At 59.6% G+C, this 13,395-nt stretch carries 9 protein-coding genes, 2 tRNA genes and 1 pseudogene; 9 read left to right on the top strand and 3 right to left on the bottom strand.

The annotated features are described in order from the left end of the window. Window positions 1-11 precede the first annotated feature (11 nt). The 6 genes from hflX to AC1DHT_RS20735 all read left to right on the top strand — a co-directional run bounded on the left by hflX (window position 12) and on the right by AC1DHT_RS20735 (window position 8,370). Window positions 12-1,313, top strand: coding sequence for a ribosome rescue GTPase HflX (gene hflX / locus AC1DHT_RS20760; protein WP_427547371.1), 1,302 nt, complete (start codon window positions 12-14; stop codon window positions 1,311-1,313). Between the two features lie 96 nt (window positions 1,314-1,409). Further along, window positions 1,410-2,576, top strand: coding sequence for an FtsH protease activity modulator HflK (gene hflK, locus AC1DHT_RS20755; RefSeq protein WP_442114536.1), 1,167 nt, complete (start codon window positions 1,410-1,412; stop codon window positions 2,574-2,576). Then, entirely contained in the window at window positions 2,576-3,445 is an 870-nt protein-coding gene (gene hflC / locus AC1DHT_RS20750) for a protease modulator HflC (protein WP_427547397.1), read from the top strand. The genes hflK and hflC overlap by 1 nt, the downstream gene beginning before the upstream one ends. Before the next feature lie 317 nt (window positions 3,446-3,762). Continuing rightward, window positions 3,763-4,950, top strand: a complete 1,188-nt coding sequence (locus AC1DHT_RS20745) for an ATP phosphoribosyltransferase regulatory subunit (protein ID WP_477761448.1) — start codon at window positions 3,763-3,765, stop codon at window positions 4,948-4,950. A gap of 54 nt (window positions 4,951-5,004) precedes the next feature. Continuing rightward, on the top strand, window positions 5,005-6,297 hold the full coding sequence (locus tag AC1DHT_RS20740; protein ID WP_123423781.1) for an adenylosuccinate synthase: 1,293 nt from the start codon (window positions 5,005-5,007) through the stop codon (window positions 6,295-6,297). Window positions 6,298-6,435: 138 nt separating this feature from the next. After that, the gene (locus AC1DHT_RS20735; protein WP_427544560.1) at window positions 6,436-8,370 is read left to right on the top strand and encodes a methyl-accepting chemotaxis protein; all 1,935 of its coding nucleotides are present in this window, start codon (window positions 6,436-6,438) and stop codon (window positions 8,368-8,370) included. Between the two features lie 120 nt (window positions 8,371-8,490). On the opposite strand, the pseudogene AC1DHT_RS20730 reads toward AC1DHT_RS20735, so the two are convergent. From AC1DHT_RS20730 to AC1DHT_RS20720, 3 genes and pseudogenes are all read right to left on the bottom strand, one after another. Continuing rightward, window positions 8,491-8,613, bottom strand: a pseudogene (locus tag AC1DHT_RS20730) (hypothetical protein); the annotation flags it as partial. Window positions 8,614-8,748: 135 nt separating this feature from the next. Continuing rightward, window positions 8,749-8,835: transfer RNA gene (locus AC1DHT_RS20725), tRNA-Leu, on the bottom strand. 165 nt (window positions 8,836-9,000) lie between these two features. Further along, window positions 9,001-9,087, bottom strand: a tRNA-Leu gene (locus AC1DHT_RS20720). Window positions 9,088-9,312: 225 nt separating this feature from the next. Between AC1DHT_RS20720 and rnr the strand changes: the two genes are divergently transcribed. The 3 genes from rnr (at window position 9,313) to rpsF (ending at window position 13,386) form a co-directional block, all read left to right on the top strand. Continuing rightward, window positions 9,313-11,943 (top strand): ribonuclease R, encoded by a 2,631-nt coding sequence (gene rnr / locus AC1DHT_RS20715; RefSeq protein WP_477761447.1) that lies wholly within the window; start codon window positions 9,313-9,315, stop codon window positions 11,941-11,943. Continuing rightward, window positions 11,940-12,707, top strand: coding sequence for a 23S rRNA (guanosine(2251)-2'-O)-methyltransferase RlmB (rlmB, locus tag AC1DHT_RS20710; RefSeq protein WP_054595361.1), 768 nt, complete (start codon window positions 11,940-11,942; stop codon window positions 12,705-12,707). The genes rnr and rlmB overlap by 4 nt, the downstream gene beginning before the upstream one ends. A gap of 256 nt (window positions 12,708-12,963) precedes the next feature. Then, window positions 12,964-13,386: a 30S ribosomal protein S6 gene (gene rpsF / locus AC1DHT_RS20705; protein WP_007939579.1), complete on the top strand. Its 423-nt coding sequence runs from the start codon at window positions 12,964-12,966 to the stop codon at window positions 13,384-13,386. The last annotated feature ends 9 nt before the right edge of the window (window positions 13,387-13,395 follow it).

Raw genomic sequence — 13,395 nt, 5'->3', positions numbered from 1 at the left:
AGGAGTCTCCTTTGTTCTTTGAGCGCCACGGTGGTGGTGAACGAACCATTCTCGTTCACTTGGATGGTCAGGACCCTGAGGCGCGCGAAGATCCGCAGGAGTTTCAGGAGTTGGCAATTTCGGCCGGCGCCGAGACCGTCGCGTTTGTTAACGTGCCGCGTCATCGGCCAACCGCCAAATACCTGATTGGCAGTGGCAAGGTCGAGGAATTACGCGACCAGGTCAAAGCCGAGAAGGTCGATCTGGTTATTTTCAATTCCGTCCTCACGCCCAGTCAGGAACGTAACCTCGAACGCGTTTTCGAGTGTCGCGTGATTGACCGTACCGGCCTGATTCTCGATATCTTCGCCCAACGCGCCCGCACCCATGAAGGCAAGCTCCAGGTTGAACTGGCCCAGCTTGATTACATGAGTACGCGACTGGTTCGCGGCTGGACTCACCTTGAGCGGCAGAAAGGCGGTATCGGTCTGCGCGGCCCGGGTGAAACCCAGCTGGAAACCGACCGGCGTCTCCTGCGGGTTCGCCTGCGGCAGATCAAGGGGCGTCTGGAAAAGGTCCGCAGTCAGCGTGATCAGGCTCGTCGTGGTCGTCAGCGTGCGGATATCCCTTCGGTTTCACTGGTGGGCTATACCAACGCCGGCAAGTCGACGCTGTTCAACGCGGTCACCGATTCCGACGTGTTCGCGGCAAACCAGTTATTCGCTACCCTCGACCCGACCTTGCGCCGGCTCGAACTCGCCGACCTCGGTCCGATCGTACTGGCCGACACTGTGGGCTTCATCCGTCACTTGCCGCATAAGCTGGTCGAGGCATTTCGGGCTACGCTCGAAGAGTCGAGCAACTCTGACCTGCTGCTGCATGTGATCGACGCCCATGAGCCAGAGCGGATGGCCCAGATCGAACAGGTCATGGCGGTGCTCGGCGAGATCGGTGCACAAGACTTGCCGATCCTTGAGGTCTATAACAAACTCGATTTGCTCGAGGGCGTAGAGCCTCAGATCCAGCGTGATGCCGATGGCAAGCCACAGCGGGTCTGGTTGTCGGCGCGTGACGGTCAGGGTCTGGATCTGCTCAAGCAGGCGATTGCGGAATTGCTCGGCAACGATTTGTTCGTCGGCACCTTGCGCTTGCCGCAGCGTTTTGCTCGACTGCGTGCGCAGTTCTTTGCGCTCGGCGCCGTACAGAAAGAAGAACACGACGAAGAAGGCATCTGTTTGCTGGCCGTTCGTTTGCCGCGAGTCGAGCTCAATCGACTGGTGAGCCGCGAGGGAATGCAGCCGTTGGAATTCATCGAGCAACACACTTTGCAATAAAAGCCTGAAAAAGCGGTTGTGCCGCTGTGGCAGGCATTCTGTAGCATTGGTCGGCGCGCCGTGGGTGCGTCTTTGCTTTATCAGATGGAGAGCGCTATGGCTTGGAATGAGCCGGGTGGCAACTCGAATAATCAGGATCCTTGGGGTGGTAAACGCCGCAATAATGGCGACCGCAAGGGGCCACCAGATCTCGACGAGGCCTTCCGAAAGCTGCAGGAAAGCCTGAATGGGTTGTTCGGTGGTAGCAAGAAACGCGGTGATGATGGCGGTGGTTCGGGCAAGGGCGGCGGTTACGGCCTGCTCGGCATCGGCCTTGTCGTGCTGGCGGTCGTCTGGCTGTACAGCGCGGTTTATGTCGTCGACGAACAGGAGCAAGCCGTGGTGCTGCGCTTCGGCAAGTACTACGAAACCGTCGGGCCGGGCCTGAACATCTACTTCCCGCCGATCGATCGCAAGTACATGGAAAACGTCACGCGTGAGCGTGCCTACACCAAGCAGGGTCAAATGCTCACTGAAGACGAGAACATCGTCGAAGTGCCACTGACCGTGCAGTACAAGATCACCAATCTGCAGGACTTCGTGCTGAACGTCGATCAGCCGGAAATCAGCCTGCAACACGCGACGGAGAGTGCCTTGCGCCATGTGGTGGGTTCCACCGCCATGGACCAGGTGCTGACTGAAGGCCGTGAATTGATGGCCAGCGAAATCAAGGAGCGTCTGCAACGCTTCCTCGATACCTATCGCACCGGCATCACCGTCACTCAGGTCAACGTTCAGAGCGCAGCGGCACCGCGTGAAGTCCAGGAAGCCTTCGATGACGTGATCCGCGCTCGTGAAGATGAGCAGCGTTCGCGCAACCAGGCTGAAACCTACGCCAACGGCGTTGTGCCGGAAGCCCGTGGTCAGGCCCAGCGCATCATTGAAGATGCCAACGGTTATCGCGACGAAACGGTATCGCGCGCCAAGGGTGAAGCGGATCGCTTTACCAAACTGGTCGCCGAGTACCGCAAGGCGCCAGAAGTCACTCGTCAGCGTCTGTACCTGGACACGATGCAGGAAGTCTTCAGCAGTACCAGCAAGGTTCTCGTGACCGGCAACAAGAATGGCCAGAACAATCTGCTGTACTTGCCGCTGGACAAGATGATCGACAGTGGTCGTAGTGGTGCAGCGCCGGTAACCAGCGCGGCCGCGACCAGCAATGAAGGGCATACGCGTTCGGCAGCTGATCTGCAACAGCCGGCACGTACCAGGGAGAGTCGCTGATGAGCAATAAATCGCTGATCGCCCTTATTGTCGGCGTCGTCGTGGCGATCGCAGCCTGGAACTGCTTCTACATCGTGGCTCAGACCGAGCGTGCGGTGCTGCTGCAGTTCGGGCGCGTGGTTCAGACTGACGTTCAGCCGGGCCTGCATGTGAAAGTGCCTTACGTTAACCAGGTGCGTAAATTCGACGCACGCCTGATGACGCTGGATGCACCGACACAGCGTTTCCTGACGCTGGAAAAGAAAGCCGTCATGGTTGATGCCTATGCCAAGTGGCGCGTCAAGGATGCCGAGCGTTTCTACACCGCGACTTCCGGCCTCAAGCAAATTGCAGACGAGCGCCTTTCGCGTCGCCTGGAATCGGGCCTGCGTGACCAGTTTGGCAAGCGCACCCTGCACGAAGTGGTTTCCGGTGAGCGTGACGCACTGATGGCGGATATCACGGCTTCGCTGAACAAGATGGCGGAAAAAGAGCTGGGCATCGAAGTGGTCGATGTTCGGGTCAAGGCCATCGATCTGCCGAAGGAAGTGAACCGCAGCGTGTTCGAACGCATGAGCACCGAGCGTGAGCGTGAAGCGCGCGAGCACCGTGCCAAGGGTAACGAGCTCGCCGAAGGCATCCGTGCCGACGCCGATCGTCAACGCCGCGTACTGCTGGCTGAAGCCTATCGTGAGTCTGAAGAGGTTCGCGGTGACGGTGATGCCCAGGCCGCAGCGATCTACTCCAAGGCCTACGGCCAGGATCAGGAGTTCTACGGTTTCTACCGTAGCCTGCGTGCCTACCGTGAAAGCTTCGCGAACAAATCCGACGTCATGGTTCTGGACCCAAGCAGCGACTTCTTCCGTTACCTGGAAAAAGCCAAGCCTTGATCCGACACTGATCTTGAGGACCCCCGCCGGGCGGCTAAAACCTCTCGCGGGGTGATCCTTTGAGAAAACGTGTGTATGATGCGGCAGCCGGGAAATTCCCGGCTTTTTTGCGTCTGCACGTTTGATTGCGGTTTTTTATTGCAAGACTCGGGTTGAACAACTCGACAGGTTTTTCGAGGAAAGTGTTTGGCGAGGCCGATTCCAGGCCGATCGCCGCGTTGTTCATGCGCGCGACTTATGCGTATGGTTCAGACATTTTCTGCTTCACTCAAGGCCGGCCCGAGGGTTGGCGGCCCGGATCATAGGGGAATGGCGTAATGGCAACGGTAGACCGCTGGCTGCTGCCAGATGGCATCGAAGAAGTACTGCCACCAGAGGCGGCGCGCATTGAAGTTGCGCGTCGTCAGGTGTTGGATCTGTTCCAGAGCTGGGGTTACGAGTTTGTCGTGACCCCGCATATCGAGTACCTGGAATCCCTGCTGACTGGCGCAGGCCAGGACCTCGATCTGCGGACCTTCAAGGTCATCGACCCGCAGTCGGGCCGGCAGATGGGTTTCCGTGCCGACATTACGCCGCAAGTGGCGCGCATCGATGCGCACACCTTGCGTCACGAAGGCCCGAGCCGTCTGTGCTACGCCGGTAGCGTGCTGCATGYGCAGCCGCGAGCCTTGTCGACCTCGCGTAGCCCGATCCAGCTGGGCGCCGAGTTGTACGGTGATGCCAGTCCGAGCAGCGACGTGGAAGTCATCAGCCTGATGCTGGCCATGCTGCAACTGGCCGATGTGCCGGATGTGCACATGGACCTTGGTCATGTCGGCATCTACCGTGGCCTGGCGCGTGCTGCCGGTTTGTCCGGTGAGGTCGAGCAACAATTGTTCGATGCCCTGCAACGCAAGGCTATCGATGAGGTCATTACCTTGACCGAAGGCCTGCCTGCCGATGTGTCCGGCATGCTGCGGGCACTGGTTGATCTGTGCGGCGGCCGTGAAGTGCTGGCTGCCGCTCGCGAACGCCTGGCCAGTGCGCCGGCGCCTGTTTTGGCAGCACTGGACGACTTGCTGGCGATTGCCGAGCGTTTGTCCGTGCGTTTCCCGGATCTTGCGCTGTACTTCGATCTGGGCGAGTTGCGCGGTTATCACTACCACACCGGTGTGGTGTTCGCGGTATTCGTACCGGGTGTTGGCCAGTCCATTGCTCAGGGCGGTCGTTACGACGACATCGGCGCCGACTTCGGTCGTGCCCGTCCGGCGACTGGCTTCTCTACCGATTTGAAAACCCTGGTGACCCTGGGGCGTGCTGAAATCGAGCTACCGACTGGCGGTATCTGGATGCCTGACAGTACGGATGCAGCACTCTGGCAGCAGGTTTGCCAGTTGCGCAGTGAGGGTCAGCGTGTCGTTCAGGCATTGCCTGGGCAACCATTGGCCGCCGCCCGTGATGCGGACTGCGACCGGCAATTGATTCAGCAGAACGGGCTTTGGCAAGTATTGCCGCTGGCTTCTTGAGTTTTCCTGCCGGCGGCTGCCGGCACCAAGTTTGCGCGAATGAGGACAAGTGTTATGGGTAAGAATGTCGTAGTCCTGGGCACCCAATGGGGTGATGAGGGCAAAGGCAAGATCGTTGATCTGCTGACCGAACATGCTGCCGCCGTAGTGCGCTACCAAGGTGGCCACAACGCTGGCCACACGCTGGTGATCGACGGCGAAAAAACCGTCTTGCACCTGATCCCGTCGGGCGTGCTGCGCGATGGCGTGCAGTGCCTGATCGGCAACGGCGTGGTGGTTGCACCTGACGCCCTGCTGCGCGAGATCATCAAGCTGGAAGAGAAGGGCGTACCGGTGCGCGAGCGCCTGCGCATCAGCCCATCCTGCCCGCTGATCCTGTCTTATCACGTAGCGCTGGACCAGGCTCGTGAAAAGGCCCGTGGCGAGCTGAAGATCGGCACCACCGGTCGTGGCATCGGCCCAGCCTACGAAGACAAGGTTGCACGTCGTGGCCTGCGCATCGGTGACCTGTTCCACCGCGAGCGTTTCGCTGCCAAGCTGGGCGAGTTGCTGGACTACCACAACTTCGTACTGGTCAATTACTACAAAGAGCCGGCCATCGACTTCCAGAAAACCCTGGACGAGTGCATGGAATACGCCGAGCTGCTGAAGCCGATGATGCTCGACGTCACCGCCGAGCTGCATAACCTGCGTCGCGACGGCAAAGACATCATGTTCGAAGGCGCCCAAGGCTCCCTGCTGGACATCGACCACGGTACCTACCCGTACGTCACCAGTTCCAACACCACCGCTGGCGGCATCGCGACCGGTTCGGGTTTTGGCCCGATGTACCTGGATTACATCCTCGGCATCACCAAGGCTTACACCACTCGCGTTGGCTCGGGTCCGTTTCCGACCGAGCTGTTCGACGATGTTGGTGCATTCCTGGCCAAACGTGGCCACGAGTTCGGTGCGACCACCGGCCGTGCCCGTCGTTGCGGCTGGTTTGACGCCGTTATCCTGCGCCGCGCCATCGACGTCAACAGCATCTCGGGCCTGTGCCTGACCAAGCTGGACGTACTGGACGGTCTTGAGACCATCAACATCTGCGTGGGCTACAAGAACCAGGAAGGCGCAGTGATCGACGCACCAACCGACGCCGACAGCTACATCGGTCTGGAGCCAGTGTACGAACAAATGCCGGGCTGGACCGAGTCGACCCTTGGCGCCAAGACCCTGGAAGAGCTGCCTCAGGCTGCTCGCAACTACATCAAGCGCGTCGAAGAGTTGGTCGGTGCGCCGATCGACATTATTTCGACGGGCCCGGACCGCAACGAGACCATCGTTCTGCGTCACCCGTTCGCTTAATAAGTCGTTGATGTAACACACAAAGGGCCCTTAATCGGGCCCTTTGTCGTTTATGTCTGTTGAGCGGCATGACCTTTGCTGTGAATCTCTCTTCCAGAGTGCCATCAATTTAATGGCGTGCAAGTAGAGGGATTTCCTGTGTCGGCCGTTCTCTCACTGTTACAAAGCCGTTTGTTGCGGCCTGTGTTCGTTACCCTCGGTATCGCCCTGTTGGTGCAAGTGTTGGTGGCTGTCGCACTGACCCGGAGCACCGTGACTGCATTGGAAGCCGATTTGGGCAATCGTCTCGGCGTCGATAGCCAGAAACTCTCTGGTGAACTCGAACAGGCCGGGCGTGAAGTCACCTCAAGTCTTGATAACCTCTCCACCAGTACCCGTCAGCGCCTGACCGCCGGTTTGTCCTCGCGACTCAAGGACGAGCAGGCGCAACTGCGTGCGGCGCTGGAAAAGGACCTGAAGGACTCGGCCAATGACATGGCTCAGCTCCTGGCGTCGGTCGCACCCCGTGCGATGTGGGACAGCGACGTTCCAACGCTGTCCGAATTCGCCCGTCGTGCGCAGCGCAATCCGAACGTACTGTTCGTAGTGTATGACGACGCCACCGGCCAGCACCTGACCCGCTACCTGAACCGGGAAAACCCGATCAACCAGGCCCTTTTGGAAAAAGGCCAGGGTGAGCGGGCGCTGGATAAAGTGCTGGATGCGGCGAAACACGATCCTTCGGTCTACTACCTTGAAGCCTCGATCAACCCCAATGGCGTGGAAATCGGCAAGGTGCTGATGGGGGTCTCCACGGCGTCGGTGGAAACTGACCTGGTCGCCCTCGACAAGCGCTTCTCGGCGCTGATCGCCAGCAGTGATCAGTTGGTCGGCGACAGCCTCAAGGGCGCTGCTGCCGATAGCGCCACGGCCATGCGCTCGCGTTTGCAGTCGGCGCAGTCCACGGCTACCGAAATGAAAGCCAATACCACCCACACCGTTCAGGAGGCGGCGGCGACCTTGCGCTGGCGGATCGGCATGGCGCTGGCGCTGGTCGGCTGCGGTGTCTTGCTGCTACTGGCGGTTGTGCTTGGGCGGCGGGTGGTCAATCGTCTGAAGCTGCTGATTGCGGCAATGGAGGATCTGGCCGCGGGTGATGGCGACCTGACCAAGCGCGTGCAGATCAATAGCAAAGATGAAATCGGCGACATGGCGTCGGCGGTCAACCGCTTTGTGGATAAGTTGCAGCCGATCGTTCGCGAAGCGGGTGACGTGGCCCAGCGCACCGGCGTGGAAATCGGTGCCATGAGCAAGCGTAATGCCGGTGCCGATGCGGCGGCGAAATCCCAGCGCGATGAAGTGGCGGAGAGCTTGCGTGCCTTGTCGCAAATGGCTGACGAGGCGCAGGCCGAAAGCCATGCGATGCAGGCGGCGTTGCAGCAGGTGGTGGATATTCGCCAGGCGACGGATGAAAACACCCGTACCTCGGCGCAGGTCGGCAGCCTCATCGAGGCGTTGGCAGGACAGGTTGATACCGGGGCTAAAGTCATCGAGCGTCTGGCGCAGCAGAGCGAGCAGATTGAGGTGGTGCTGGAAGTGATTCACGGGATCGCCGAGCAGACCAACTTGCTGGCGCTGAACGCGGCGATCGAAGCGGCGCGGGCCGGTGAGACCGGGCGTGGTTTTGCGGTGGTGGCCGATGAAGTGCGGGCGCTGGCGAGCAAGACTCAAAGCTCGACTGGCGACATTCAGGCGCACATCGGGGCGTTGCAGCAAGGCGCTCGCGAGGCCGTAGCGGCGATTGGGCAAGCGGGGCGTCAAGCCAGCGAAGGTTTGCTGGTATTGCGCGACAGTGCGCGTTTGCAGCAGTCGGTGCAGGTTTCTGTCGAGCAGGTGCACGCGGCCATCGGTCTGGCGACTCAGGCGGCGGCCCATCAGGCCAAAGGCGCGCACGCGGTGCGTGGTCGGGTCGAGACCATTCATGCTCAGGCCGAACGTGCGGCGCAGGCGGTGGTGGAAACCACCGCCTGCGGCAAGGTGCTCGACAGCCTGGCGGCGCAGCTGAAGGCGAGCCTGGGGCAATTCCGGGCCTGATTTGTTGCAAGGGATACCGCCATCGCGAGCAGGCTCGCTCCCACATTTGATCTCTGTTGCTCACACATTATGTGTTCGCTGAAGATCAGTGTGGGAGCGGGCTTGCTCGCGAAGGCGATGTCAGCGGCTCAAATACATTCGGGTTGTTAACAGATAGACCGGCAACCCCGACACCAGAATCAGCAGTGCCGCATAAGGCGCCGCCGCACATTCAACATTTTCGGTGTGCGCCCGCACCTCTGTGGTCTACGAATAGCGTCGCTATCAGCTACAGAGGCTGTGTCGGTATATTCATGAGATTTCCGAACGTCAGAAACGCAAAAACCCGCTTTCGCGGGTTTTTGTGAGATTCAAGATCGTTGACCTTGAACTTTGAATTGGTGCCCAGAAGAAGACTCGAACTTCCACGACCTTGCGGTCACCAGCACCTGAAGCTGGCGTGTCTACCAATTTCACCATCTGGGCAGTATCAGCAACGTTGCCGCTGTTGATGTGGCGCACTATACGGAGAGCGTTTTGATCTGTAAACCCCTGATTTAATTTTAATAAATCAAATGGTCAGAATGCAAAAACCCGCTTTCGCGGGTTTTTGTGTGAGCCTTGAAATTGAACTAATCTCAAGCTCGAAATTGGTGCCCAGAAGAAGACTCGAACTTCCACGACCTTGCGGTCACCAGCACCTGAAGCTGGCGTGTCTACCAATTTCACCATCTGGGCAGTATCGAGATGCGTCTGCGTCGTCGATGGCGCGCACTATACGGAGCGCCCTTTTAACTGTAAACCCCTGAACTCAAAAAAACCTGGAAAATTTTACGAGCGGTGCTTAATGCTGTCTTTCCAGGCGGAGGAAGGGACTTTTAGGGTCTCCAGGAGCCTGAAATTTCCCGTTTCATTACGCCTATGCCAAACTAACCCGCATATAGACAAGGTGAAAACTCTCTAATGGCCGATTGGCAGTCCCTCGATCCCGAGGCCGCTCGTGAAGCGGAAAAATATGAAAACCCTATTCCTAGCCGCGAACTGATCCTTCAGCACCTTGCTGATCGGGGTTCGCCTGCTAACCGCGAGCAACTGGTCGAAGAGTTTGGTCTGACCACAGAAGACCAGATCGAAGCCCTGCGCCGCCGCCTGCGCGCCATGGAGCGCGATGCTCAACTGATCTATACCCGTCGCGGCACTTACGCGCCGGTAGACAAGCTCGACCTGATCCTGGGCCGCATCAGCGGTCACCGTGACGGCTTCGGCTTCCTGATCCCGGACGATGGCAGTGATGACCTGTTCATGAGCCCGGCGCAGATGCGCCTGGTGTTCGACGGCGACCGTGCGCTGGCACGGGTTTCCGGTCTGGACCGTCGTGGTCGCCGCGAAGGCGTGATCGTCGAAGTGGTCTCGCGTGCTCACGAGAGCATCGTCGGTCGTTACTTCGAAGAAGGCGGCATCGGCTTTGTGGTGGCCGACAACCCGAAGATCCAGCAGGAAGTGCTGGTCACCCCGGGTCGTAACGCCAACGCCAAGATCGGCCAATTCGTTGAAGTGAAGATCACGCACTGGCCGACCCCGCGCTTCCAGCCGCAAGGCGACGTGGTGGAAGTGGTCGGCAACTACATGGCGCCGGGCATGGAAATCGATATTGCCCTGCGGACCTACGACATTCCTCACGTCTGGCCGGAAGCGGTGCTCAAGGAAGCCGCCAAGCTCAAGCCGGAAGTCGAAGAGAAAGACAAAGAGAAGCGCATCGACCTGCGTCACCTGCCGTTCGTCACCATCGACGGCGAAGATGCCCGCGACTTCGATGACGCGGTCTACTGCGAAGCGAAACCGGGCAAGCTGCGGCTGTTCTCCGGCGGCTGGAAGTTGTACGTGGCGATTGCCGACGTTTCCAGCTACGTGAAGATCGGTTCGGCGCTGGATGCCGAGTCCCAGGTGCGCGGCAACTCGGTGTACTTCCCCGAGCGCGTAGTGCCGATGCTGCCTGAGCAACTGTCCAACGGCCTGTGCTCGCTGAACCCGCATGTCGATCGCCTGGCCATGGTTTGCGAGATGACCATCTCCAAAACCGGTGAGATGACCGACTACTGCTTCTATGAAGCAGTAATTCACTCCCACGCCCGCCTGACCTACAACAAGGTCAGCGCGATGCTGGAGCAACCGAAAACCACCGAAGCTCGTCAGCTTCGTGGCGAATACACCGACGTGGTGCCGCATCTCAAGCAGCTCTACTCGCTGTACAAGGTGTTGCTGGCGGCTCGTCACGTGCGTGGTGCGATCGATTTCGAAACGCAGGAAACCCGAATCATCTTCGGTTCCGAGCGCAAGATTGCCGAAATCCGTCCGACCGTACGCAACGACGCGCACAAGCTGATCGAGGAATGCATGCTGGCGGCCAACGTGGCCACCGCCGAGTTCCTGAAAAAACACGAAATTCCTGCGCTGTACCGGGTTCACGATGGTCCGCCACCGGAGCGTCTGGAAAAACTCCGCGCCTTCCTCGGCGAGCTGGGCCTGTCCCTGCACAAAGGCAAGGACGGCCCGACGCCGAWGGATTACCAGGCGTTGCTGGCCGGGATCAAGGATCGCCCGGATTTCCACCTGATCCAGACCGTCATGCTGCGCTCGTTGAGCCAGGCGGTGTACAGCGCCGATAACCAGGGCCACTTCGGCCTGAATTACGAAGCCTATACCCACTTCACCTCGCCGATTCGCCGTTACCCGGACTTGCTCACGCACCGGGCGATTCGCAGTGTCATCCACTCCAAGCAAGACACGCCACACGTGCGTCGTGCCGGGGCGATGACTATTCCGAAAGCGCGCATCTATCCGTACGACGAAGCGGCACTGGAGCAGCTTGGCGAGCAGTGCTCGATGAGCGAGCGCCGTGCCGACGAAGCGACCCGCGACGTGGTGAATTGGCTCAAGTGCGAATTCATGAAAGATCGCGTGGGCGAGTCGTTCCCGGGTGTGATCACCGCGGTGACCGGTTTTGGCCTGTTCGTCGAGCTGACTGATATCTACGTCGAAGGTCTGGTCCATGTGACCGCTTTGCCGGGCGACTACTACCACTTCGACCCTGTGCATCACCGCCTGGCCGGTGAGCGTACCGGCCGCAGCTTCCGCCTCGGCGATACCGTCGAAGTGCGCGTGATGCGGGTTGACCTGGACGAGCGCAAGATCGACTTCGAGATGGCTGAAAAAACCATCAGCGCGCCGATTGGCCGCAAGAAGCGTGGTGCAGAAACCTCGGCGCCTGCCGCCAAGACTGCTGCTGAGCCGGCACCGGCCAAAACCGGTCGTCGTGGTCCGGCGAAGGAAAAGGTCGTCGAGGCCTATCGCCCGAGCGATGCCGCAGCGAAAAACGCCGAAGTACGCAGAAGTCGTGAAATGAAACAGGCGTTGCTGGCCGAAGCGAAGAGCGGCGGTAAAGCGGCGTCTGGGGGAAAGACCGGGCGGTCGGCGCCTGAAAAGGCCTCCGGCGGCAAACCAGCCAAACCAAGTAAACACCGTAAAGGCCCGCCAAAAGCGGGCTCGGCTCCAGCCAAAAGCGGCGGGGCGCGTAAACCTAAGGCCAAGTCATGAGTCAGTTGGAAAAAATCTATGGCGTGCATGCCGTAGAAGCGTTGCTGCGTCACCACCCGAAACGCGTCAAGCAGATCTGGCTGGCCGAAGGCCGCAGTGATCCGCGCGTTCAGACGCTGATCGAGCTGGCCAGTGAAAACCGCGTTGCGGTCGGTCAGGCCGAGCGTCGTGAGCTGGATGCCTGGGTTGAAGGTGTGCACCAGGGCGTGGTGGCGGAAGTGAGTCCGAGCCAGGTTTGGGGCGAGGCAATGCTCGACGAGTTGCTCGACCGTACCGAAGGCGCGCCGCTCCTGTTGGTGCTCGACGGCGTGACCGATCCGCACAACCTCGGTGCTTGCCTGCGTTCTGCCGATGCGGCGGGTGCCTTGGCAGTGATCGTTCCTAAGGACAAGTCGGCCACCCTGACTCCGACTGTGCGTAAAGTCGCCTGTGGTGCTGCGGAAGTGATTCCGTTGGTGGCCGTGACCAACCTGGCGCGCACCCTGGAAAAGCTCAAGCAGCGTGGCTTGTGGGTTGTCGGTACGGCGGGGGAGGCTGAACAGGATCTGTATCAGCAGGACCTGACCGGCCCGACCATCCTGATCATGGGCGCGGAAGGCAGCGGGATGCGCCGCCTGACGCGTGATCTTTGCGACTATCTGGTGCGTTTGCCGATGGCGGGCAGCGTCAGCAGCCTCAACGTTTCCGTGGCTACCGGGGTGTGCCTGTTCGAAGCCTTGCGCCAGCGCGGCGTCAAAGCCGCCGCGACCGCCAAGAAGTCCTGATCTGCTGCAGATCTAAAATGTGGGAGCGAGCAAGCCCGCTCCCACAGTGTTTTGCGGCGAAGCAAAAATGGTGGGTGTGAACGAACTGTTCAAATAATCACCAATTGCCTTGCGCCGCTTCTGTCCCTTCTCTACAATTGCGCCCCTTGCTGTGACGGCAGGCACGCATGTGTCCATCGCCGGCAAGTCCATAAGTGTCATTCACTCCTTGTCTGACCGCTTTTGAGCGGCAGGCTACAACCCGTAAGGAGCATTCATGCGTCATTACGAAATCATCTTTTTGGTCCACCCGGATCAAAGCGAGCAAGTCGGCGGCATGGTTGAGCGTTACACCAAGCTGATCGAAGAAGACGGCGGCAAAATCCACCGTCTGGAAGATTGGGGCCGTCGTCAACTGGCCTACGCAATCAACAATGTTCACAAGGCTCACTACGTGATGCTGAACGTTGAGTGCACTGGCAAGGCCCTGGCCGAGCTGGAAGACAACTTCCGCTACAACGATGCAGTGATCCGTAACCTGGTCATCCGTCGCGAAGAAGCCGTTACCGGCCAATCCGAGATGCTCAAGGCTGAAGAAAACCGCAGTGAGCGCCGTGAGCGTCGCGACCGTCCTGAGCACTCCGACGCTGAAGGCGTTGACAGTGATGACAGCGACAACAGCGATAACGCTGACGAGTAATCCACGGAC

The sequence above is a fragment of the Pseudomonas sp. 05N432 genome, from assembly GCF_056396945.1.
Note: the sequence above shows the minus strand (reverse complement) of the source record. Positions and strands in the feature narration are given on the sequence as shown.